This window comes from Pseudomonas sp. GW822-FHT05A08 (assembly GCF_058800485.1).
In genome coordinates, this window is the sequence record NZ_CM179511.1 from 3,427,620 (window position 1) to 3,448,493 (window position 20,874).

Below are 20,874 nucleotides of genomic sequence, written 5' to 3' on the forward strand. Positions count from 1 at the left end.
AGGATACCCGTGGGGGCTCCGGGCGCGGGTGTATCCGGTCTTAAAGTCGTTCGATGATCAGGGCGATGCCCTGGCCCACGCCGATGCACATGGTGCACAAGGCGTAGCGACCCTGGCGTTGCTCCAGTTCGTGCAGCGCGGTGGTCACCAGGCGCGCGCCGCTCATGCCCAGGGGGTGGCCCAGGGCGATGGCGCCGCCGTTGGGGTTGACCCGCTCGTCGTCGTCCGCCAGGCCCAGCTCGCGCAGCACCGCCAGGCCCTGGGCGGCGAACGCCTCGTTGAGCTCGATCACGTCCATGTCCGCCAGGCTCAGCCGGGCCAGTTCCAGCACCTTGCGCGTGGCCGGCACCGGGCCGATGCCCATGATCCGCGGTTCGACCCCGGCGGTGGCCATGGCGACCACCCGACCCCGAGCCTTGAGGCCGTAGCGTTGCGCGGTTACCGCGTCGGCCAGCAACAGGGCGCAGGCGCCGTCGTTGACCCCCGAGGCGTTGCCCGCGGTGACGCTGCCGCCCTGGCGGAATGGCGTGCCGAGCTTCTGCAATTGTTCGAGGGTGGTGTCGCCCCTTGGGTGCTCGTCGTGTTCGACCAGGGTCGGCGGGCCTTTGCGCTGGGGGATGGGCACCGTGACTATTTCCCTGGCCAGGCGTCCGCTGGCTTGCGCCGCCGCGGCCCGCTGCTGGCTGCGCAGGGCGAAGGCGTCCTGGTCGGCGCGGGAAATGCCGAACTGCGCGGCGACGTTTTCCGCGGTCTCCGGCATCGAGTCGATGCCGAAGCCTTGTTCCATCAACGGGTTGACGAAGCGCCAGCCGATGGTGGTGTCGAACAGCTCGGCCTGGCGCGAAAACGCGGTCTGCGCCTTGCCCATCACCAGCGGCGCGCGGGACATCGATTCGACGCCGCCGGCCAGCACCAGCCCGGCCTCGCCACAACGCAGGGCGCGGGCGGCGCTGCCAATGGCGTCCAGGCCGGAGCCGCACAAGCGGTTGAGGGTGGTGCCGGGGACCTCCACCGGCAACCCGGCCAGCAGCGCCGACATGCGTGCCACGTTGCGATTGTCTTCGCCGGCCTGGTTGGCGCAGCCGTAGATCACGTCGTCGACCCGGCTCCAGTCGACTCCGGGGTTGCGCTGCACCAGGGCGCGTAACGGCACCGCGCCCAGGTCGTCGGCGCGCACGCTGCTCAGGGCGCCGCCGTAACGGCCGATGGGGGTGCGGACTGCATCGATGATCAGGGCGTCATTCATTGGGGGCCTCCTGCGCCAGCACCGGGCCGCGCACTTTGTAGGATTTGCCGTGGAACAGGGCGATCAACACGCCATGCTGGTTTTCGATCCGCACGTCGTAGTTACCGGTGCGGCCGTTGCGGCTTTGCTCGATGCAATCGGCGGTCAGGGTGTCGCCCAGACGGGCCGGGGCGATGTAGTCGATGCTACAGCCGATGGCCACCGTGGCTTCGTCGTAGGTATTGCAGGCCAGGGCGAAGGCCGAGTCCGCCAGGGTGAACAGCAAGCCGCCGTGGCAGGTGCCGTGGCCTTGCAGCATGTCTTCGCGCACGCTCATGCCCAGCCGGGCGACGCCGGGCGCCACCGACAATAGGCGCATGCCCAGGGCCTGGCTGGCGTTGTCGCGTTTGAACAGGCTCTGGGCGCAGGCGCTGGCCAGGCTCATGGCAGGGTGATCAAGCATGCAGCGTCCTCCCTTCGGCAACCCGGCGGCGCAACAGCAGGGACGGTCGGTAACGTTCCTCGCCATAGGCGGCCTGCAGGTTTTGCAGGACCTCGAGTACCTGCGGCAGGCCCAGGCGGTCGGCCCAGGCCAGGGGGCCTTCGGGGTAATTGACCCCGGCACGCATCGCCAGGTCGATGTCCACTGCCGAGGCCACGCCTTGCAGCAAGGCGTCGGCGGCCTCGTTGGCGAGCATCGCCACGGTGCGCAGGACCAGCAGCCCCGGGCTGTCGCTGAGCTGGCTGACCTTGAACCCGGCGCGTTGCAACAGTGCCACCGCCTGGTCGCGGGCCAGTGGGTTGGTGCCGGCGCAGCAACTGATCGCCAGGCGGCCAGCGCTGGCATAGTCATGGGCCAGGTCCAGCAGGATCAGGTTGCTCAAGCCTTGGTCGCGGGCGCGCTGGCTGGCCAGGCGTCCGTCGCTGACGGCCAGTACCGCATCGCCGACTCGCAACAGGCCAGGGCCATCACGCTCGACCAGGTGCACACCGGACTCGCGCAAGCGTTGCAGCAAGCCGTGGGCAGCCCCCAGGTCGCCCTCGACCACGCAGTGCTCGATGTTTTGCTCGCTGTGCAACTCCACGGGGGCGGGGCGTTCGACGCCCTCGGCATAGGCATAGAAACCCTGGCCGGTCTTGCGTCCGAAGTGCCCGGCATCCACCAGTTCCTGCTGAATCAGCGATGGCTGAAAGCGCATGTCGCCGTAATAGGCCTCGAATACCGAGCGGGTCACCGCGTAGTTGACGTCATGACCGATCAGGTCTGTCAGTTCGAAGGCACCCATGGCAAAACCACCGGCCTCGCGCAGCAGGGCGTCGAGCGTGGCGCAGTCGCCGGCGCCTTCCTGCAGCAGGCGCAGGCTTTCGGCGTAGAACGGCCGGGCCACGCGGTTGACGATAAAGCCCGGGGTGGAGCGGGTGTGCACCGGCTGCTTGCCCCAGTTCGTGGCGGTGTCGTACAGGCACTGCGCCAGTTGCCGGTCGCTGGCCAGTCCCGAGACGACCTCGACCAGCGGCATGACCGGTGCCGGATTGAAAAAGTGCAGGCCCAGCAGGCGTTCGGGTCGTTTCAGGCCGGCGGCGATGCGGGTGATCGACAGCGAAGAGGTGTTGCTGGCGAGGATGCAGCTGTCGCGGCACAGGCTTTCCAGCTGGCGAAACAGCTCGCGCTTGGCTTCGAGGTTCTCGGCGATGGCTTCGATGATCAGCTCGCTGTCGGCCAGTGGCTCGATGGCTTCGGCCGCCTGCAGTCGGGCCATGGTCGCTCTGTGCGCCTGGGCATCGAGCTTGCCATTGGTCACGCGCCTGGCGAGTTGCCGGTCGATGCTGGCGATGGCTTGCGCCGCGGCGCCCGGGCGGTTGTCCAGCAGCCATACCGGATGGCCGGCCTGGGCCGCGACCTGGGCGATGCCGGCACCCATCGCGCCGGCGCCGATCACCGCGACGCGGGCCTGGGGTGTCAGTGGGTTCATGTTCAACGCCCCTTGAAGGTCGGTGTGCGTTTGTCCATGAAGGCGCTCACGCCTTCGCGGTAGTCCTCGCTGCGTCCGGCCAGGCGTTGCAGGTCTTTTTCCAGTTCCAGCTGTTCGTCGAAGCTGTTGTTCAGGCTGGCGTTGAGGCTGCGCTTGATCAGTGCCAGGCCATAGGTCGGTTGGGTGGCCAGGTGGCGCGCAAGCTTGAGGGCCTCATCACGCAATTCGACATCTTCGACGCAGCGATAGATCAGGCCCCATTGCTCGGCCTGTTCGGCCGTCAGGCGATTGCCCAGCAGGGCCAGGGCCTTGGCCCGCGCCATGCCGACCAGGCGCGGCAGGGTCCAGGTGCCGCCGGAGTCGGGGATCAGGCCGATCTTGCAGAACGCCTGGATAAAGCTCGCCGAACGACCGGCCAGTACCAGGTCGCAGGCCAGGGGAATGTTGGCCCCGGCCCCGGCGGCCACGCCGTTCACCGCGCAGATCACCGGCAGCGGCAGGTCGCGCAACTGGCGGATCAGCGGGTTATAGAAGCGCTCGATGGATTCGCCCAGGTCCGGCACCTCCGCGCCGGGGGCGACGTTGCGGTCGCTCAGGTCCTGACCGGCGCAGAAACCCCGGCCTTCGCCGGTCAGCAGCAGTACCCGGGCCTCGGGATTGGCGCGCAGTTGCTTGAGCGCTTCGCGGACCTCGCCATGCATCTGCGCATTGAAGCTGTTGAGCTGCTCGGGGCGGTTCAGGCTGAGGAGGGCGACGCCTGCCTCGACGGAAAACAGGATGTGTTCGAAGTTCATGTTCTGGCGCTCTCTGACAGGTCGTGTGAGTCGTTGGCCGCTGCGGCGGCCTAGTGGCCGGTGAAGCGGGGCCGGCGTTTTTCCTGGAAGGCACGGATGCCTTCTTCGCGGTCGCGGGTGCCGGCCAGTACCGTGAAGGCATGGCGCTCGAAGCGCAGGCCGCTGGCGAGGTCGGTGTCCAGCGCCTTGAGCAGCGCCTCCTTGGCCAGGCGCAGGGCCAGCGGCGCCTTGCCGGCAATCAGCCGCGCCAACTGCAAGGCACGCTCGACCGTGAGTTCCGGTTGGGTGACTTCGCTGACCAGACCGGCGCGCAAGGCATGGCGGGCATCGATCGACTCGCCGCCAAGGACCATCTGCATGGCCAGGGACTTGCCGACCGCCCGCAGCAGGCGCTGGGTGCCGCCGGCGCCGGGCATGATCCCGAGGTTGATTTCCGGCTGGCCAAAACGGGCATCCTCGCCAGCAATCAGGATGTCGGCGTGCATGGCCAGCTCGCAGCCGCCGCCGAGGGCGAAACCGTTGACCGCGGCGATCAGAGGCTTGCTGAAGCCGGTGATCCGCTGCCAGGAAGCCTGGCGCGGGTCATTGAGGATGCCGGTGAGATCGCGCTCGGCCATTTCATTGATGTCGGCGCCGGCGGCGAAGGCCTTGCGGCTGCCGGTCAGCACCACGACCTGGACAGTGTCATCGGCCTGGGCGACGTCCAGGGCAGCCGCCAGTTCGCCGAGCAATTCGCTGGTCAGGGCATTCAGGGCGGCGGGGCGTTGCAGGGTAATCAGTCGAACGCCGCCATCGAGGCTTTCGACAGCAAGGGTTTGAGGCATGGCGGATGCCCTCGCAGTGCACACTCGGCGCAGGGCCGGGTCATTATTGGATCGGCTGGGAAGCCGGTTTTCGCCGAGTATATCGCCAAAGCGATACATAAAATCAACTTGAAAATACAATTATTGTGTCTTTATTTTGAGGGTTTGAATCGGTTGCGCCAGGACGGAGAGGGTCGATCAAGTCGTGATTTTCTGGGTTTTACTGGGGCTATGGCCTTTGCTTAGCAGCCTTTGCTGAGCAGCGACGTGATACTGCTTTTCCGCTTTTTTGTTTAAGCTTGATGTGATACAAAATAAATCCTGATCGGCATCGCTTTGCGCAATGTGTCGACTCGCTGCCCTAGCCAAGGAGTACCTCATGACCTGCTACAGCCTCGACGGCCTGACCCCGGTGGTCCATCCCAGTGCTTATGTGCATCCGTCCGCCGTGCTGATCGGCGACGTGATAGTCGGTGCCCATTGCTACATCGGCCCGCTGGCCAGCCTGCGCGGCGATTTCGGGCGGATCGTGCTGGAGGAGGGGGCCAACCTGCAGGACACCTGTGTGATGCACGGTTTTCCCGACAGCGACACGGTGGTCGAGCGCAACGGCCATATTGGCCATGGCGCGGTGCTGCATGGCTGCCGGATCGGCGCCGATGCGCTGGTGGGAATGAACGCAGTGGTGATGGATAACGCGCGGATCGCGCCACGCTGCTTCGTGTCCGCGGCGGCCTTCGTCAAGGCCGGCTTCGAGTGTGCGGAGCAGTCGCTGGTCATGGGCGCCCCGGCCAGTGTCAAACGCCGCCTCAGCGACGAAGAGCTGTACTGGAAGCAGGCCGGCACCCGTGAATATCAACAGCTGGCCAGGCGCTGCCTGGAGCAGATGCAGGTCTGTGAGCCGCTCGCGGAACCCGAAGCCAATCGCCCGCGGATCACTGACAGCGGCCTGCGCCCGAAAAATACTGGTCAGTGAACAAGCAGGGCACAGTGGGTCGCGCGCTCCAGGCCACTCCAAGCCGGTGAAACCCGGTATATTTCTTCCTTTTTGTCCGGTACGCCCATGTCGTCCCTAGCACCGTTGAATCATCTTGTGACCCGTTTCCAGGAGCAGACGCCGATTCGCGCTAGCTCCCTGATCATTACCCTGTACGGCGATGCCATCGAACCCCACGGCGGTACGGTATGGCTGGGCAGCCTGATCCAGTTGCTCGAACCCATCGGCATCAACGAGCGGCTGATCCGCACCTCGATCTTTCGCCTGACCAAGGAAGGCTGGCTGAGCGCCGAGAAAGTCGGGCGCCGCAGTTATTACAGCCTGACCGGTACCGGTCGCCGGCGTTTCGACAAGGCCTTCAAGCGGGTCTATAACGCCAGCGTGCCGGCCTGGGATGGTTCCTGGTGCCTGGTCATGCTGTCGCAGCTTGGCCAGGACAAGCGCAAGCAGGTGCGCGAAGAGCTGGAATGGCAAGGTTTTGGCGCGATTTCGCCGGTGGTGCTGGCCTGTCCCCGCAGCGATCGGGCGGACATCAACGCGACCCTGGTGGACCTTGGTGCCCAGGAAGACACCATTGTGTTCGAGACCACTGCCCAGGATGTACTGGCCTCCAAGGCATTGCGCCTGCAGGTGCGCGAAAGCTGGAACATCGATGAGCTGGCGGCTCACTACAGCGAGTTCATCCAGTTGTTCCGGCCGCTGTGGCAAGCGCTGCGCGAGCAGGAGCAACTGCAACCGGCCGATTGTTTCCTGGCGCGCCTGCTGCTGATTCACGAGTACCGCAAACTGCTGCTGCGCGACCCGCAGTTGCCGGACGAATTGCTGCCTGGCGACTGGGAAGGCCGGGCGGCGCGCCAGCTCTGCCGCAACATCTATCGCCTGATCTACGCCAAGGCCGAGGAATGGCTCAACGACGCGCTGGAAAACGCCGACGGTCCGCTGCCCGACGTGGGCGAAAGTTTCTATCGGCGTTTTGGCGGTTTGAAATAAGGCGTTTCAAGATGCAGCCCTCGTTCAGGAACACTCGAGTATCGGGGGGCGCCTGGCGAGGGATGTGCGGCAGATACTAAAGCGCCATGTCAGGCGCGGACTAAGGCGGTAATAAAGAGGTTTTAACGAGTGTCTGGAGACTCGCCTTGAAACAGGCGGGAGAGAGGCAAGTCAGGCCGCGAAAGTTGAACTTTCTGCAAACTGGCTAAAGTGCGGCTATATCAACTGCGACAAAATAACGCAGATCACCCGAAGGTGATCTGCGTCCGTGTTCTTACTCTGGCATGGCCCAGGATTGCAGTGTGTAACCTTCCTGGCTCAGTTCGGCGCGGGCCTGTTTCAGCAGGTCTTCCAGTTGCGCCGGGTCGGAGTAGGCGCTGCTTGGAATCTGTTTGCGGCCAATACGGGTATTGGTGCGGTCGATGACGGTCAGGCTCAGTTCGCCGTTACCGTCTTGCGGGGCCCAGGCGACGCATTGAAATGGCTGGAATGCGCGGTCGGCGATCAAAAGTGCTTCGTTGATACGGAGCGGGGCGTTCATGGGGTCTTCTCTCTATGTGCCCAATCAAATGATGTGCCGTCGGTTGGGCTTACCGTTCGGCTGGTTACTTGTACTGATGTCTCGAACCAGGGATCAGGTCACATAGAAAGACCAGAATTTACAACTTTTGTTCACACCCGCGATTCAGAGCCTTCTTTTGAAAGCTGAATGAAAGATTGGCGCAGGCAATTAAACCGGGCTTTTGGATCCATGTAGTGGTTAGTCCAAATGGTGATTGGCGCTATAAACAATCGATACAAGACAGCGTCAAGTTATTGCTAATGTTACAGCCAGGTTTGCCAAACTACTGTTTCTAATAACTTTTCCTCTTTTTGGCGCCAAGGAACAGTCATGCTTGAAGCGACCGCCTTACGCCGTCTTTTAGTGGTTGACCCGTGCGACGATTGCCATCGTCTGCTGCCTGGATTACGCACGGTGGGCTGGGATGTCGACAGTTGTGACCTGGAATCGGCCGTCGATCGCGGCTGTGACGTCGGCTTGCTGCGTTTGCAGGCTTTTCACCTGGAGCGACCGGAAGCGGTCAAGGACCTGATCAGCCGCAGCGGTACCGAGTGGATTGCGGTGCTCAGTCCGGACGTGCTGCGCCTGCAGAAGGTCGGCGATTTCGTTTGCGAGTGGTTTTTCGATTTCCACACCCTGCCGTTCGATGTCTCGCGGGTCCAGGTGACGCTCGGACGGGCTTTCGGCATGGCCCGCCTGCGTGGCCAGGGGCACATTCATGTCGCTCAGCCCGAGCATGAGTTGCTGGGCGACAGCCGACCGATCCGCGACTTGCGCAAACTCTTGAGCAAGCTGGCGCCCACCGAGTCGCCGGTACTGATTCGCGGCGAAAGCGGTACGGGCAAGGAACTGGTGGCCAGGACCCTGCACCGCCAGTCGCAGCGCCACAGCAAACCCTTCGTGGCGATCAACTGCGGGGCGATCCCCGAGCACCTGATCCAGTCCGAACTGTTCGGCCATGAGAAGGGCGCGTTCACCGGCGCCCATCAACGCAAGGTCGGGCGTATCGAGGCGGCCCATGGCGGCACCCTGTTTCTCGACGAAATCGGCGACCTGCCGCTGGAACTGCAGGCCAATCTGTTGCGCTTTCTGCAGGAAAAACACATTGAACGGGTGGGTGGCAGCCAGCCGATTCCGGTGGATGTACGGGTGCTGGCGGCGACTCACGTCGACCTCGAGGCGGCGATCGACAAGGGGCGCTTTCGCGAAGACCTGTATTACCGCCTGAATGTGTTGCAGGTGGTCACCGCGCCCTTGCGCGAACGGCATGGCGATATCGGCATGCTGGCCAGTCACTTTTCCCACTTCTATAGCCAGGAAACCGGGCGCCGGCCGCGCAGTTTCAGCGAAGACGCGCTGGTGGCCATGGGCAAGCACGACTGGCCGGGCAATGTCCGCGAACTGGCCAACCGGGTGCGACGCGGCCTGGTACTGGCCGAGGGCCGGCAGATTGAGGCCCGGGACCTGGGCCTGCTCAGTCCGCAGGCGAGCATCGCGCCCATGGGCACGCTGGAGGACTACAAGCATCGGGCCGAGCGCCAGGCCCTGTGCGACGTCTTGAGTCGGCACAGCGACAACCTGAGTGTCGCGGCCAGGGTGCTGGGCGTATCGCGCCCGACTTTTTACCGGTTGCTGCACAAGCATCAGATCCGCTAGGGCGGTGCGACGAAAAGGCCCGCGGCGAGGTGATCGCCGCGGGCCTTTTTTTGGTTGGGTGTTTAGAAGTAATAAGGGAATTTCAGGCTGAAGGTGAAGTCCGGCGCATCGTCGGTCAGGCCGATGGACAGGTTGGGCACTATGGTCAGGTTGTCGGTGGCCGCCACGGTCATGCCGACGTTGAAGTAGCCGGCGTTGGCATCGCTGGACACCACGGACTGCCAGTCGCCGCCATCTTCCTTGAGCTTGCTCTTGCGCTGGATCAGGTCCGAGAAGGAGAACGACATACTCATCTTCTCGTTCAGGGCGAAGGCGACGCCCATGCCGATCTGGAAGCTGTCGCCGAGCTTGACCTTGCCCGGGGTCTTCTGGTTGACCGTGGAGCTGATGTCGTCGAACGATTCTTCCAGGTTGTGGGTGTAGGAGAGGGTGCCGAACAACACCGCCGGGTCGAAGGTCTTGACCAGCGAGATGCCGGGGGTGATCGACCAGACGCCGTTACCGGTCGGCAGGTCATCCGGGACGAACAGGTTGGTGTTGTCCTGGACCTGGCGCAGCTTGATGCCGAACGGCTCTTCGCCGGTCGGCGCCTTGACGCGCAGGGTCAACACCGCGTCCGGGGTATTGACCGATTCGTCGAGGAATTTGTAGGCGATGCCGAAGTTCACGTCGCCGAGGGTCGGGTCCTTGGACACGGTCTTTTCGCTGGTGACACCCGCCGCGCCGTTCTGCGCGCCGCCGGACTGGTAGGTCGATTCGCGGTAGACCACCGGCACGTTGACGTCGAACTGCCAACGGTTGTCCAGGTTGTAGCGGGCCGTGAGGTCGAGGGTCCAGTTGTCGGCCTTGATCCGGTCCAGGTTGATATTGCCGAGGAAGATCGAGTCCAGCGCCAGGAAGCCGTTGAGAATCAGCTGCCGGGTGTCATAACGGGAGTAGGTCAGGCCGGTCTCGACACTGAACTTGCCGCCGCCGAAGAAGCCGCTGGCTTCGTCGTACAGGTTGGACACACTCTGCGCCGGTTGCGAATCATCCTTGAGCGATTCCCCGTAGGAACTGCCGCCGGCCGGGGTCGGGCCTTTGCTCGTGGTCCCGGCCACCTGCTGGTTGCCACGCATGTCCGCTGGCGACTTGGCCAGGCGTTTCGGGGGTGGTGGTGCCGGTTGCTCCTCGACCTGGCGTACCCGTTGTTCCAATACCGCCAGTGCTTTCTGCTGCACTTCGTAACGTTGCTTAAGCTCCAGTAATTCTTGTTTTAGGGCCTCTACGTCGGCATCCGGCGCTGCCTGCAGCAGCGCTGCCGGAAAGAGCGTGCTCAAACATACAACTGCGCGCAGCGAGACTGATCGATACATGAATAAGCCGTCCCTTTAAGCCTAATGATCGAGAATCAGCGTAGTTCAATATCCCAGGTTGCGAAGGCCCTTGAGCTGGGTCAGGTTGCAGTCCAACGCGCCGGCGCTCGCCCCATTGTTGTTGAGCACCACGTTCAGTTGGGTCAGGTTGCTGACCAGGTTGCTGTCGCCCAGCAGGCGGGTGTTCTGCAGCAAGCCGCCCTGGGCCACTTGTTGCAGGGCTGAGCCCTGGTTGTTGCTGGCCTGGATGGCCATCTGGATGCCGCCACCGGTGGCGGACACGGCCACGCTGCCCGCGGCATTGCTGCCGCTGATGGTTTGCCCGCTCATCAACAGCTGGCCCTGCGCCGGCACCAGCGCCGGGGCATGCCTGGCTTCCTTGACGTCGATGGAGACGTTGTTATAGGCGCTATTGCCATCGCCCGCCGCGCGTACGCTCTGGGTCACCCCTTGGGTGGTGGCCAGGCCCGCGCCACCGATCACGTTGCCCGAGCCCTGGGTCGGCGTCGAGCCGTTGCCGCTTTCGGTGATCGTGGAGACATAGAATTCTGGCTTGATCGTCGATTGCTGGATCTGCATGGTGGTCGTGGCGCCGATCAGATCGCCCGAGGCATTGCGCCAGGTGCTGCTCATGACAATGCCGAAGCTGATGATCCGCCCTGGCATGACGTAGCGACCGCGGAGCTCGGAGAGTTCCTGGTCCTTGATTTCTATAGGCTTGAACCCTGCGTTGGCGTACGCAGGAAAACTTGTGACCAGGCAGGCAGCGGCCAGCCAGTAAGCGCTTTTCATCTGCTGCTCCCGGAGCATCCTGCCCCTTTATCCTTAGGGCGACCCTAGAAGAAGTCGCTCTGAATGAAACCGAATTCCATCAGTTCTGCGTCTTTGACCGGGTTGAAGGTATCCAGCTTGTTCTTGGCCGTCAGCGGGTTGGGCGGGTCGCGCAAGGCGTTGGCCTTGTCGTAGCCGGGGCCGACGATGGCGAAGACGATACCGTTCCAGCCTTTGACAAAGTCTTCGTGGGAGTAGCGTTTATGGCCGAGGACGGGGTCGCCGATATAGACCCAGTCTTTCTGCGCCCGCTGCATGACCACGAAGTGCTTGTAACCACGAATGTCCATCAGTACCACCACCGGAATGGAGACCGCCTGCAGTTTGTCGGGAGGTATCCGGTAGCCCCGGGCGCGCATGCCGATGCTTTCCAGGTAGCGCTTCATGTCCAGCATGGAGAAGCCCTGGGTACGCACAAGGTCCTGGTCAGCGGTGGCCAGCATGCCTTTGATGACGAGCTCCTCATCGACGTCGAGCCAGTAGGCCTGGCGCAGCACCGTCGCCAGCGCGGCGGCGCCGCAACTGAAGTCGGTTTTCTGCTCGACCAGGTCGGCGAATTTGCGCTCCCGCACGCTCTGCACCTGCTTGTACACCAGGTTGCCGCCAGGCAACACGGCCACCGCCATCTGCGCGGCCTGAGCCAGGCCAGTCAGGCAAAGCAAAAGGGAGAAGGTCGCCATTCGCATGATCGCTACGCCTTGTGGGACGGTGGAAAAGCCCCGTTTCCAGGGCTTTCGTCACTCTCGTGATTACAGGCAGGCTCTGCAGCCGGCAGCGATGGACAGCGAGTTGCTTTGTTGGTTGCCGACCCCCGCCGAGACGTTGGCACCGCCGTTGCCGGAGAAGCCGTTCATCGAGCCAGACATCGACGCGTTGTTGATCACAGGGTTTTTCCAGCCGTCTTTGGTCAGCACTTGCTTGGTCCAGACGCCGGAAAGTTCGATCGTGCCTTGTTCCTTGAAGGTGAACTTCTGATCGTCGTTATCGTGGCCGCCACGACGGTCGTCGTTGTAGCCATGATGACCACCGCCATGGTGATCGTCGTCGCCTTCGATCTTGCCGTAACCAGTGCCTTTGTAGGTGCCCTTGGCGGAGAAAGTGCCTTCAAGAGTGTCTTTTTTGTAGGTACGCACACCCTTGTTGTCCACGTCCAGGCCAGTGGAGGTCTGGTCGGCCGAAGCTGACGCAGTCGCTACGCGTCCGCCGGATACGGCGATTGCCAGGTTGTTTTTCTGTTGGTTGAAGTCGCCGGCGGTGACGTTGATGCCGATGTTGCCGGAGCCGCCGTTGCCAGCATTGTCGAGTGTTGCGCTGTTTTGCGTGGACCAGTTTTTCACCGTGTTGTTGGTGTTGGTCTGGGTCGCGCTGGAAGTGGCTACCGCGCTGCCGAAGATGAAGCTTTCATCGGCGGTGGCCAGGGCGACGGCGTTGTCTTGCTGGTTGCCGGCGCCGGCAGCCACGTTGGCGCCCATGTTGCCGTTGGAGTTGTTCATCGAGTCGCTGGCGTCGGCGTTGTTTTCGGTGCCGCGGTTGCTGACGCTGTTGCCCGAGCTGTACTGCTCATCGGTCACGTTGGCCACGGCACCGGCGGTGAGTTGCAGCTTGGTGTTGAGGTCTTGGCCGCCGTTGCCGCCATGTCCACCGTGGCCGCCGTGGCCGCCGTGGTGGCCATTGTGACCGCCATGTCCACCGTGGCCGCCATGACCACCGTGACCTCCGTGGTTGTCGTCATTACCACCTGCATGTGCAGCGATTGCCATCACTGCGGCAAGTGCAAAAACCAGTGGCTTGAGAGCCATTGTAGGTTTCATGGTGTTTCTCCGTGCTTATTAGTTGGTTAAGTGTTGGTACTTTCCAATCGCACTGCTGCGGGTCAGTCAGCGACCCGTATGCTCAGGGTGTTAGCCATTCGGTTCCCCACCCCGGCACTCTGGTTCACCTGAATCACTCCCCGGCTGCCGGTGAAGGCCTGGTCGCTGGTAACGACCTGGCGGCTGCCTTTGGAAGCGTCAGTTGCTCCCGAGCCTGGTAACAGCGCCACGTTCTGTTGGGACAGGACGCTGTCGTCGATGCTTTGCGGCTGGGCACTGATGCTCACCCGCATTGCGTTGACCATCTGGTTGTTGGCGCCGGCTCCCTGGTTCACGCCCAGGACCCCGTTGCCGTTGCTGAAAGCGTTGCCGCCGATGTTGCTGCTGGCGTCGATCGCGCTGCTGGCCGGTGTGCCGAGCTTCTGCCGGACCACAGTGGTGGCCTGAGCGTCGGTGCCGATGGCAATGGCGCGTGTGTTGGTCTGTTGCTGCTGGTCGCCGGCGGCCTGGTTGATGTTGAAGTTGCCGTTGTAGCGGGCGCCGGAATTGTGAAGGGTGGCGGTGTCCACCGCCTGGATGCCTGGGTCGGCCATCACCGAAGCGCAGCCGAACAGTGCAAGCCATACGAGGGTACGAGTCATCTCATTGGCCTCCGGCCATTCTGCCCAAAGGAGCCAGGCCAGAATTCAGCGAGCGGTTGATGGTGCCGGAGATGGCGCCACCGCTACCGCCGCCGTGGCCGGCACTCATGCCGGTCAGGCCGTTGGGGTTGGTGACGCTGTTCAGCCCCTGCAGGTTGACGCCGTTGGGCATGACGCTGCTGCTGATCGTGGAACCGCTGCTGACCCCGGCAAAATCACCGTCGCTCAATTCGGTGTTGCTGGTCATCTGTTTGACCCGGGCCGATGGGTTGGCATTGACGGTGGTCGGGTAGGGGTCAGGATGCAGCGGAGGGCGGCCGACGCTACGAGGTTGAACGTCGCGGTCGAGAACGATCCGGCCGTCCCTGATGTCGTCGGCAGCCTGGACCGGGAGGCTGAGCAGCGAGCCGATGGCACAGCCGATCAGCAGGAGGTGGGTCAGAGCTGAATTGAGATTCTCCACGGCAGCATTCCCTTCTTCTTCGCTGGCCCTAGTCAGCGTTGCCAGGGTAGAGAGCAGAAGCCGTGCCGCTTTTCGATTGTTTCAAAAATTCAACAGGTTACGAATAACCAGGTGTGTTGCCGGGGCAGGGGTGTTTCAGCGATGAGACCAGTATCTCCTTCGACAGCCCGGTATGGCCGTGGCGAGGCTCTGGATTGGGGGGCTCGCGGCGGGTTGTATCAGCGTTTTAACAGATGGCAGAAGGGCAATGAGAAGCCCTTTGATTTGGCCGTTCTGCGCAGCGGCGGGTGTTTCAGGGATGGACGTTTTTCTCGCCAGCAGAGGAGAAAAAAAGCGGACAGGAAAAGGATTCGGCTAACCCTGAAGTAAACGCTCGACCCGCTCGAATGCCCGTTGTCGACGGGCTTCCCAGTCGCCGCGAATCACTTCGAAGGGCTGCTGGTGTTGCACCAGCCAATCACCGGTGGCCTTGAAGAAGGCCAGGCGCTCGCTCAGTTGGGGTTGGCAGCGCTGGCCGTCGTTGCTCCAGCCGACATCTTCCGGCGAGAGCAGCAGGTGCAGATCATAGCGGCGAGCCAGCAGCTCGGGTTCCAGCCAGTCCGGGCAGGCGCCGAACAGGGTCTGGCTCCAGAGCATATTGCTCAGCAGGTGCGTGTCGAGAATCAGCAGCGACGGCTGTTGTGCCCGGGCCTGGTCCTCCCAGGCCAGCTGGCCGCGGGCGATCTCCGGGATGTCCGCCAGGCAGGTGTCGCGTCGCTGCTGCTCGATGAAATGGCGAACGTACTCGCCCACCTGGATGCCGCCGAAGCGTGCCTGCAAGTGGCCGCTGAGCCAGCTTTTGCCGCTGGACTCGGGGCCGGTCAACACCAGGACCTTCATGCCGGGCGCAACGCCGGGTCGGCTCGCCAGGCGCGCCAGCCCTGCACGGCCAGCAGGGTGAACAGCCCGTACAGGGCCGCCGTCAGGTACAGGTCCTTGTAGATGAACAGGCCGACAAAAATCACGTCGACGGCAATCCACAGCGGCCAGCATTGCACGCGCTTCTGCGCCATCCACCACTGCGCCACCAGGCTGAAGCCGGTCAGCGCGGCGTCCAGCCAGGGTTGCGCGGCATCGGTCCAATGGGCCATGGCGGCCCCCAGCAGCAGGCTGCCGATAGCCCCGAGGCTCAGGCCCAGCAGCATCGAGCGTGGCGCCAGCAGGCTGACCGGACGGCCCTGATGACTGGCGCCACCGCGGGTCCACTGCCACCAGCCATAGAGTTGCAGGGCGGCGTAGACCACTTGCAGCAGCATGTCCGAATACAGTTTCACTTCGAAGAAGATCCAGCTGTACAGCAGCACCATGACCAGGCCGATCGGCCAGCACCAGGGGTTCTGTCTGACTGTCAGCCAGACGGCGATCACGCCGAGTGCGGCGGCGAACAGTTCAAGCCCGGACATGAAAACTACCTGGAAGCGGAGAAGGGTGCGGATTGTAACCAGAAGCGGCCTTGCATGTTAGTGAAGGCCGGCAACCGTGGCGGGGCGAAAACCCCGCCACGGTCAGCTTCAGACCCGGAACTGGCGCAACAGGCCGTTGAGCTGCTCGCTCAGTTCCTTGAGGTGCAGGCTGGCGGCACTGGACTGCTCGGCCGCCAGGGCGGTGCTGTGGGACAGGCCGGCGGCCTGGGTCACGTTCTGGTTGATGTCTTCGACCACATGGGCCTGTTGCAACGTGGCGCTGGCAATCGAGGCGTTCAGCCCGTTGAGGTTGCGCAGGGCCTGGCCGATGGCGTTCAGGCTTTCCCCGGCCAGCCCGGCCTGCTCGATGGTCTGTTGCGAAGCCCGGCTGCTGTCGCCGATGACCTTCACCGCGGCTTCCGAGTGCCCTTGCAGGCGCTCGATCATCGACTGGATCTCGGCGGTGGACTTCTGCGTCCGCTGGGCCAGCAGGCGCACCTCATCGGCCACCACGGCGAACCCACGGCCCTGTTCGCCGGCGCGGGCGGCTTCGATCGCCGCGTTGAGCGCCAGCAGGTTGGTCTGCTCGGCGATCGAGTGGATCACCTCCAGCACGCTGCCGATCTGGGTGCTTTCCTGGGCCAGGGTGCGAATCACTTCCACGGCCTGGTCGATGGTGGCCGAGAGCCGGTCGATCTGTTGCAGGCTGCCGTCGATATTGACCTGGCCCTGCTGGGCCTGGGCTTCGGCGTCGCGCATCTCACTGGCGGCGTGTTCGGCGTTCTTCGCCACGTCCTGTACGCCGTAGGTCACTTCGTTGATGGCGGTGGCCACCAGCTCCATCTGCTGCGACTGCTGCTGGCTGCGTTCCTGGGCCTGGCTGGCATTGCTGCCCAGGTCGGTGGAGGACTGCGCCAGGGCTGCGGCCGACACCTGCAACTGGCTGACGACGAGACGCAGCTTGGCGGTGAAGCCGTTGAAGTGCCGGGCCAGTTCGGTGACTTCGTCCTGGCCGTGGGTGTCGAGGGTACGGGTCAGGTCGCTTTCGCCGCTGGCGATATTGGCCATGGCGTGCACGGTTTCCTGCAGCGGGCGGACGATGCTGCGGGCGATCAGCAACACCAGCAGGGCCATGAGCAGGGCAATGGCGATACCGACGACCGAGGCCTTCACCACCTGGCTGCGGAACTCGGCCTGCACGTCATCGATGTACACCCCCGACCCGATGATCCAGCCCCAGGGCTGGAACAGTTGGACATAGGAGGTCTTCTGCACCGGCTCGCTGGCGCCCGGTTTCGGCCAGCGATAGTTGACCATGCCGGCGCCCTTGGCCTTGGCGATGGCCACCATTTCGTTGAACACGGCAAAGCCGTCCGGGTCGCGAATGGCCGCGAGGTTCTGGCCGTCGAGCTTGGGGTTGGTCGGGTGCATGACCATGACCGGAGTCAGGTCGTTGATCCAGAAGTAGTCGCTCTGGTCATAGCGCAGGTTGCGTATGGCACTCAACGCCTGCTTCTGCGCCGTCGCGCGATCGAGGCTGCCGGCGCTTTCCAGGCCCTGGAAATAGGCCAGCACACCGTTGGCGGTCTGCACCACATGCTGGGTCTTCTGCGCCTTGGCCTGGTACAGGTCGTCGTGAATCTGCTTGAGCATCAACATGCCCAGGGTCATCAGCATCAGTACCGCGACAATCAGGATGAGCCACAGCCGGCGGCTGATCGACATTCTGCGTAAGCTGTTCATGAATCTGTCACTCCCGATTGTTGTTCTTGTAATAGAAACACCCCGTACATCCGTCATGCGCTCCTTGCAGTCCGGTCCCGCTGATTCTCTCAACGCGACAGCGTTTATCGAGTATGTCTGCTAGGATTTCGGCCTCATCGCGAAAAACCTGAATCCGGCTGATTTTTCACGGAATTTTCAGGGGCGATGATGATCCTATTGCGGCTGCGAAGTCGCGACGCATGTGTCAGTGAACATTTGAAGAAAAACTAAAAGGCATGCCACGGCATGACCTTCGGGGGATTGATGGAGCTTTGGACTGCCGTACAGGCATTGATTTTAGGGATTGTGGAAGGGCTGACGGAGTTTCTGCCCATCAGCAGCACGGGCCACCAGATTATCGTTGCCGACTTGCTCAACTTTGGTGGCGAGCGCGCCATGGCGTTCAACATCATCATTCAGCTGGGGGCCATTCTCGCGGTGGTCTGGGAGTTTCGCCGCAAGATCCTCGACGTGGTCACCGGCCTGCCGACCCAGCGCAACGCCCAGCGTTTCACCATCAACCTGCTGATCGCCTTCATGCCCGCCGTGGTGCTGGGGGTGATTTTCGCCGACCTGATCCATGAATACCTGTTCAACCCGATCACCGTCGCCACGGCGCTGGTGGTGGGGGGCCTGGTCATGCTCTGGGCCGAACGCCGGCAGCATGAAATACATGCCAACAGCGTGGATGAGATCAGCTGGAAAGATGCCTTGAAGGTCGGTTTCGCCCAGTGCCTGGCGATGATTCCAGGCACCTCGCGCTCGGGCTCCACGATTATCGGCGGCCTGCTGTTCGGCCTGTCGCGCAAGACCGCCACCGAGTTCTCGTTCTTCCTGGCCATGCCGACCATGGTCGGTGCCGCGGTCTACTCGGGCTACAAGTACCGCAATCTGTTCCAGCCGGACGATCTGCCGGTGTTCGCCGTCGGTTTCATCACCTCGTTCATCTTCGCGATGATCGCGGTCAGGGGCCTGCTCAAGTTCATCGCCAACCACAGCTACGCGGCCTTTGCCTGGTATCGCATTGCCTTCGGCCTGGTGATCCTCGCCACCTGGCAGTTCGGCTGGGTCGACTGGACCGCGGTCCATTCCTGATGAACGCACGCAATCAGAACCGCCCCGGCGAAGTCGCCGGGGCACGGATCCAGCAGCCAAGGCTCAAGGCGGTGATCTTCCTGCTGCTCTGCGCCTTGCCGCTGTGCGGTTCGCTGCTGTTGGGCGTGAAGGGGATTTCCTGGGTACCGCTGGCGGCCTACGGCGCGGTCAGCGTGCTGACGTTCTTCCTCTATTGGAGCGACAAGCGCAAGGCCCGCAGCGACAGCTGGCGGACCCCGGAAAACGTCTTGCACGCCGTGGAGCTGGCCGGTGGCTGGCCAGGCGCCTTGCTGGCGCAACAGGCGTTTCGCCACAAGACCCGCAAGCTGTCCTATCAACTGGTGTTCTGGCTGATCGTGCTGCTGCACCAGGTGTTCTGGATCGACCGGCTGTTTCTCGAGGGCAGCCTGTTCTCGCTGTTCTAGAGTAACAACCCCACCTGTACCCGCTTGGGCAGCTTGCTCACCACCAACTGGTGCGAACGCCGCAGCAAGTCCCGCAGTTCGCCGGCGCCCAGCGGGTAGGGCGTCTGCATGATGATCCAGTGCGCCCGGGCCAGGTACGGCGCCGGCGCGATGCCGGGACGGTCGACATGGCCGAGGAACAGCTCCTTGTCCACCTTGAACGCCAGTGACTCGCCCCGCAGGTTCTGCAGGGCGAACATCTTGTTGCCGGCCACGGAAAACACCCGCACGCCGCCCCATTTGTAGTCTTCGCGCGCGCCCGGCAAGTCCAGGCAGAATTGCGCCACATCCGCTTCAGTCATGGTTTTTTCCTTTTGTCGCGCTGTCACAGTGTGCGGTCCCCGCAGCCTTTGAAGGCTTCGCTGACATGCTCGATCCAGGCCCTTACCGCTGGCAATACACCGCGCCGGTGAGGGTAGACCGCCTGCAGCCAACCGCCAGGCAGCGACCACTCGGGCAGCAGTTGCACCAGTTGCCCGGTCTGCAGTTCTTCCTCGCAATACATCATCGGCAGGATGGTACAGCCAAGGCCGGCGAGGGCGCAGGAGCGGCGCACCAGAAAATCGTCGATGCCCAGGCGCGCTTCCAGGACCAGGTCGCATTTCTCGCCCTGGGCGTCGAGCAGGCGCAAATGCACCATGCGGTCGGCCTCCAGGGCTCCCAGCACCGGCACCTTGTGCAGGTCTTCGGGACTGTGGATCGGCCATTCCCGGGCGAACGCCGGGCTGGCGACCATCACGGTCTGCGCCTGGCGCAGGCGCCGGGTCACCAGCAAGGGGTCTTCGTCGCCATGCTCGCGAACCCGCAGCGCCACGTCGATGCCTTCGGCGACCACGTCGACCCGGCGGTTGAGCAACTGCATGTCCAGCTGGACCTGGGGATATTGCTCGAGGAACGAGCTGATGACGGTCGGCAACATATGATGGGCCAGGCCCACCGGGCAGGACACCCGCAGGCGCCCGCGAGGTTCGCTGGACATGCTGGCCACGGCCTCGTCGGCCATTTCCGCTTCCAGCAGCATGGCCTGGCAGTGACGCAGATAACGTTCGCCGACCGCGGTCAGCTTCAATTGGCGGGTGGTGCGTTGCAGCAATCGGGTGTGCAGGCGTTCTTCCAGTTCGGCGATACGCCGCGACAAACGGGATTTGGGCACCCCCAGTAAACGCCCGGCGGCGGCGAAACCACCGGCTTCCACCACCTTGGCAAAGTAATAAAGATCGTTGAGGTCTTGCATATCCTGACTCTACTGTCCTGCTGATGGGACAAACTATCGCATTTATGCCGACTAATCAGCCATTGGTTTCATCTGTAGGATTGTCCTCAATTGATCGCCCGGTGGCGATCCTCACTTGGAGAATCCCAGATGAAACTGTTGCATATCGATTCGAGCATCCTTGGTGACAACTCGGCTTCCCGTCAGTTGAGCGAAAGCGTGGTCAAGGCCTGGAAAAACGCCGATGCCAGCGTTGAAGTGACCTACCGCGACCTGGCCGCCGATGCCATCAGCCATTTCAGCTCCGCCACCCTGGTGGCCGCCGGTACCCCGGCCGAAGTGCGCAACGCTGCGCAGCAGCACGAAGCCGAGCTGAGCGCTTCGACCCTCGCCGAATTCCAGGCCGCCGACGCTGTAGTGATCGCCGCGCCTATGTACAACTTCACCATCCCGACCCAACTCAAGGCCTGGATCGACCGCATCGCCGTCGCCGGCCAGACCTTCCGCTACACCGAAGCCGGTCCTGAAGGCCTGTGCGATGGCAAGAAAGTCGTAGTGGTCTCCACCGCGGGCGGCCTGCACGCCGGCCAAGCCACTGGCGTGGCGCACGAGGATTACCTGAAAGTGCTGTTCGGCTTCCTCGGCATCACCGACATCGAATTCGTTCGCGCCCACGGCCTGGCTTATGGCGACGAAGTCCGCAACAAGGCCCTGAGCGACGCCCGGACGCACATCAGCGAGCAACTTTTCGCTGCCGCGTAAGGCTTGTGTAAAAGTCGCTTACGCCCCAGGCAA

The 20,874-nt window shown here is 63.1% G+C and carries 23 protein-coding genes; 6 read left to right on the plus strand and 17 right to left on the minus strand.

The window, feature by feature from the left end:
* Positions 1-40: 40 nt before the first annotated feature.
* From pcaF to paaF, 5 genes are read right to left on the minus strand one after another with little or no spacing between them, the layout of a single operon-like run.
* A complete protein-coding gene (gene pcaF, locus AC3RCP_RS15415; protein ID WP_492570324.1) occupies positions 41-1,246 on the minus strand; it encodes a 3-oxoadipyl-CoA thiolase in 1,206 nt (401 codons plus the stop codon).
* A complete protein-coding gene (gene paaI, locus AC3RCP_RS15420; protein WP_101337891.1) occupies positions 1,239-1,688 on the minus strand; it encodes a hydroxyphenylacetyl-CoA thioesterase PaaI in 450 nt (149 codons plus the stop codon). Before paaI ends, pcaF begins: the two co-directional genes overlap by 8 nt.
* Positions 1,681-3,198: a 3-hydroxyacyl-CoA dehydrogenase PaaH gene (paaH, locus tag AC3RCP_RS15425; protein ID WP_492570326.1), complete on the minus strand. Its 1,518-nt coding sequence runs from the start codon at positions 3,196-3,198 to the stop codon at positions 1,681-1,683. Before paaH ends, paaI begins: the two co-directional genes overlap by 8 nt.
* 2 nt (positions 3,199-3,200) lie before the next feature.
* Entirely contained in the window at positions 3,201-3,992 is a 792-nt protein-coding gene (gene paaG, locus AC3RCP_RS15430) for a 2-(1,2-epoxy-1,2-dihydrophenyl)acetyl-CoA isomerase PaaG (RefSeq protein WP_492570327.1), read from the minus strand.
* A 50-nt stretch (positions 3,993-4,042) separates the two neighbouring features.
* Positions 4,043-4,816: a 2,3-dehydroadipyl-CoA hydratase PaaF gene (paaF, locus tag AC3RCP_RS15435; protein ID WP_492570329.1), complete on the minus strand. Its 774-nt coding sequence runs from the start codon at positions 4,814-4,816 to the stop codon at positions 4,043-4,045.
* Between the two features lie 358 nt (positions 4,817-5,174).
* On the opposite strand from paaF, the gene paaY reads away from it, so the two are divergent.
* Entirely contained in the window at positions 5,175-5,771 is a 597-nt protein-coding gene (gene paaY / locus AC3RCP_RS15440; protein ID WP_101337895.1) for a phenylacetic acid degradation protein PaaY, read from the plus strand.
* 87 nt (positions 5,772-5,858) lie between these two features.
* Positions 5,859-6,782 (plus strand): phenylacetic acid degradation operon negative regulatory protein PaaX, encoded by a 924-nt coding sequence (paaX, locus tag AC3RCP_RS15445; protein ID WP_087091048.1) that lies wholly within the window; start codon positions 5,859-5,861, stop codon positions 6,780-6,782.
* 274 nt (positions 6,783-7,056) lie between these two features.
* On the opposite strand, the gene AC3RCP_RS15450 is transcribed toward paaX, so the two are convergent.
* Positions 7,057-7,323, minus strand: a complete 267-nt coding sequence (locus AC3RCP_RS15450; protein WP_007926479.1) for a hypothetical protein — start codon at positions 7,321-7,323, stop codon at positions 7,057-7,059.
* A gap of 351 nt (positions 7,324-7,674) precedes the next feature.
* Here AC3RCP_RS15450 and AC3RCP_RS15455 point away from each other — a divergent pair, with 351 nt between their 5' ends.
* Entirely contained in the window at positions 7,675-9,000 is a 1,326-nt protein-coding gene (locus AC3RCP_RS15455; protein ID WP_009043764.1) for a sigma-54 dependent transcriptional regulator, read from the plus strand.
* Between the two features lie 62 nt (positions 9,001-9,062).
* Here the strand turns inward: AC3RCP_RS15455 and fapF are convergent, their stop codons facing one another.
* The 9 genes from fapF to AC3RCP_RS15500 all read right to left on the minus strand — a co-directional run bounded on the left by fapF (position 9,063) and on the right by AC3RCP_RS15500 (position 17,286).
* Positions 9,063-10,355, minus strand: a complete 1,293-nt coding sequence (fapF, locus tag AC3RCP_RS15460; RefSeq protein ID WP_123361467.1) for a fibril amyloid transporter FapF — start codon at positions 10,353-10,355, stop codon at positions 9,063-9,065.
* A gap of 45 nt (positions 10,356-10,400) precedes the next feature.
* Positions 10,401-11,147 (minus strand): fibril amyloid subunit FapE, encoded by a 747-nt coding sequence (gene fapE, locus AC3RCP_RS15465; RefSeq protein ID WP_492570332.1) that lies wholly within the window; start codon positions 11,145-11,147, stop codon positions 10,401-10,403.
* Positions 11,148-11,191: 44 nt separating this feature from the next.
* Positions 11,192-11,872 (minus strand): fibril amyloid maturation endopeptidase FapD, encoded by a 681-nt coding sequence (gene fapD, locus AC3RCP_RS15470; RefSeq protein WP_492570334.1) that lies wholly within the window; start codon positions 11,870-11,872, stop codon positions 11,192-11,194.
* A 63-nt stretch (positions 11,873-11,935) separates the two neighbouring features.
* The gene (gene fapC, locus AC3RCP_RS15475; RefSeq protein WP_492570336.1) at positions 11,936-12,997 is read right to left on the minus strand and encodes an amyloid-like fimbrin subunit FapC; all 1,062 of its coding nucleotides are present in this window, start codon (positions 12,995-12,997) and stop codon (positions 11,936-11,938) included.
* A 62-nt stretch (positions 12,998-13,059) separates the two neighbouring features.
* Complete coding sequence (gene fapB, locus AC3RCP_RS15480; RefSeq protein ID WP_101337900.1) at positions 13,060-13,638, minus strand: fibril amyloid subunit FapB; 579 nt, start codon at positions 13,636-13,638, stop codon at positions 13,060-13,062.
* Between the two features lies 1 nt (position 13,639).
* Positions 13,640-14,101 (minus strand): functional amyloid chaperone FapA, encoded by a 462-nt coding sequence (gene fapA, locus AC3RCP_RS15485; RefSeq protein ID WP_101337901.1) that lies wholly within the window; start codon positions 14,099-14,101, stop codon positions 13,640-13,642.
* Between the two features lie 354 nt (positions 14,102-14,455).
* A complete protein-coding gene (locus tag AC3RCP_RS15490; protein WP_101337902.1) occupies positions 14,456-14,980 on the minus strand; it encodes an AAA family ATPase in 525 nt (174 codons plus the stop codon).
* Positions 14,977-15,543, minus strand: a complete 567-nt coding sequence (pnuC, locus tag AC3RCP_RS15495) for a nicotinamide riboside transporter PnuC (RefSeq protein ID WP_053261070.1) — start codon at positions 15,541-15,543, stop codon at positions 14,977-14,979. Before pnuC ends, AC3RCP_RS15490 begins: the two co-directional genes overlap by 4 nt.
* A gap of 108 nt (positions 15,544-15,651) precedes the next feature.
* A complete protein-coding gene (locus tag AC3RCP_RS15500) occupies positions 15,652-17,286 on the minus strand; it encodes a methyl-accepting chemotaxis protein (RefSeq protein ID WP_101337903.1) in 1,635 nt (544 codons plus the stop codon).
* 285 nt (positions 17,287-17,571) lie between these two features.
* On the opposite strand from AC3RCP_RS15500, the gene AC3RCP_RS15505 reads away from it, so the two are divergent.
* Positions 17,572-18,402, plus strand: a complete 831-nt coding sequence (locus AC3RCP_RS15505; RefSeq protein ID WP_009048894.1) for an undecaprenyl-diphosphate phosphatase — start codon at positions 17,572-17,574, stop codon at positions 18,400-18,402.
* Positions 18,402-18,827, plus strand: coding sequence for a DUF1294 domain-containing protein (locus AC3RCP_RS15510; protein WP_007926442.1), 426 nt, complete (start codon positions 18,402-18,404; stop codon positions 18,825-18,827). Before AC3RCP_RS15505 ends, AC3RCP_RS15510 begins: the two co-directional genes overlap by 1 nt.
* Here the strand turns inward: AC3RCP_RS15510 and AC3RCP_RS15515 are convergent.
* Positions 18,824-19,168 carry an MmcQ/YjbR family DNA-binding protein gene (locus tag AC3RCP_RS15515; protein WP_007926440.1) on the minus strand — a complete coding sequence of 115 codons (345 nt, stop codon included), beginning with the start codon at positions 19,166-19,168 and terminating at the stop codon, positions 18,824-18,826. The two genes, AC3RCP_RS15510 and AC3RCP_RS15515, sit on opposite strands and share 4 nt — an antisense overlap.
* Positions 19,169-19,191: 23 nt before the next feature.
* Positions 19,192-20,100 carry a LysR substrate-binding domain-containing protein gene (locus tag AC3RCP_RS15520; RefSeq protein WP_007926438.1) on the minus strand — a complete coding sequence of 303 codons (909 nt, stop codon included), beginning with the start codon at positions 20,098-20,100 and terminating at the stop codon, positions 19,192-19,194.
* Positions 20,101-20,229: 129 nt separating this feature from the next.
* On the opposite strand from AC3RCP_RS15520, the gene AC3RCP_RS15525 reads away from it, so the two are divergent.
* On the plus strand, positions 20,230-20,841 hold the full coding sequence (locus AC3RCP_RS15525) for an FMN-dependent NADH-azoreductase (protein ID WP_492570340.1): 612 nt from the start codon (positions 20,230-20,232) through the stop codon (positions 20,839-20,841).
* Positions 20,842-20,874: the final 33 nt, after the last annotated feature.

Bases quoted from the DNA above. Each gene is read 5' to 3' on its own strand.
- fapD (WP_492570334.1), bottom strand. From the start codon at position 11,872: ATGCGAATGGCGACCTTCTCCCTTTTGCTTTGCCTGACTGGCCTGGCT.
- AC3RCP_RS15520 (WP_007926438.1), bottom strand. From the start codon at position 20,100: ATGCAAGACCTCAACGATCTTTATTACTTTGCCAAGGTGGTGGAAGCC.
- paaX (WP_087091048.1), top strand. From the start codon at position 5,859: ATGTCGTCCCTAGCACCGTTGAATCATCTTGTGACCCGTTTCCAGGAG.
- fapF (WP_123361467.1), bottom strand. From the start codon at position 10,355: ATGTATCGATCAGTCTCGCTGCGCGCAGTTGTATGTTTGAGCACGCTC.
- AC3RCP_RS15455 (WP_009043764.1), top strand. From the start codon at position 7,675: ATGCTTGAAGCGACCGCCTTACGCCGTCTTTTAGTGGTTGACCCGTGC.
- AC3RCP_RS15515 (WP_007926440.1), bottom strand. From the start codon at position 19,168: ATGACTGAAGCGGATGTGGCGCAATTCTGCCTGGACTTGCCGGGCGCG.
- AC3RCP_RS15505 (WP_009048894.1), top strand. From the start codon at position 17,572: ATGGAGCTTTGGACTGCCGTACAGGCATTGATTTTAGGGATTGTGGAA.
- AC3RCP_RS15510 (WP_007926442.1), top strand. From the start codon at position 18,402: ATGAACGCACGCAATCAGAACCGCCCCGGCGAAGTCGCCGGGGCACGG.
- paaH (WP_492570326.1), bottom strand. From the start codon at position 3,198: ATGAACCCACTGACACCCCAGGCCCGCGTCGCGGTGATCGGCGCCGGC.
- paaI (WP_101337891.1), bottom strand. From the start codon at position 1,688: ATGCTTGATCACCCTGCCATGAGCCTGGCCAGCGCCTGCGCCCAGAGC.
- AC3RCP_RS15525 (WP_492570340.1), top strand. From the start codon at position 20,230: ATGAAACTGTTGCATATCGATTCGAGCATCCTTGGTGACAACTCGGCT.
- AC3RCP_RS15500 (WP_101337903.1), bottom strand. From the start codon at position 17,286: ATGAACAGCTTACGCAGAATGTCGATCAGCCGCCGGCTGTGGCTCATC.
- fapB (WP_101337900.1), bottom strand. From the start codon at position 13,638: ATGACTCGTACCCTCGTATGGCTTGCACTGTTCGGCTGCGCTTCGGTG.
- pcaF (WP_492570324.1), bottom strand. From the start codon at position 1,246: ATGAATGACGCCCTGATCATCGATGCAGTCCGCACCCCCATCGGCCGT.
- fapE (WP_492570332.1), bottom strand. From the start codon at position 11,147: ATGAAAAGCGCTTACTGGCTGGCCGCTGCCTGCCTGGTCACAAGTTTT.
- paaG (WP_492570327.1), bottom strand. From the start codon at position 3,992: ATGAACTTCGAACACATCCTGTTTTCCGTCGAGGCAGGCGTCGCCCTC.
- pnuC (WP_053261070.1), bottom strand. From the start codon at position 15,543: ATGTCCGGGCTTGAACTGTTCGCCGCCGCACTCGGCGTGATCGCCGTC.
- AC3RCP_RS15490 (WP_101337902.1), bottom strand. From the start codon at position 14,980: ATGAAGGTCCTGGTGTTGACCGGCCCCGAGTCCAGCGGCAAAAGCTGG.
- paaF (WP_492570329.1), bottom strand. From the start codon at position 4,816: ATGCCTCAAACCCTTGCTGTCGAAAGCCTCGATGGCGGCGTTCGACTG.
- AC3RCP_RS15450 (WP_007926479.1), bottom strand. From the start codon at position 7,323: ATGAACGCCCCGCTCCGTATCAACGAAGCACTTTTGATCGCCGACCGC.
- fapC (WP_492570336.1), bottom strand. From the start codon at position 12,997: ATGAAACCTACAATGGCTCTCAAGCCACTGGTTTTTGCACTTGCCGCA.
- paaY (WP_101337895.1), top strand. From the start codon at position 5,175: ATGACCTGCTACAGCCTCGACGGCCTGACCCCGGTGGTCCATCCCAGT.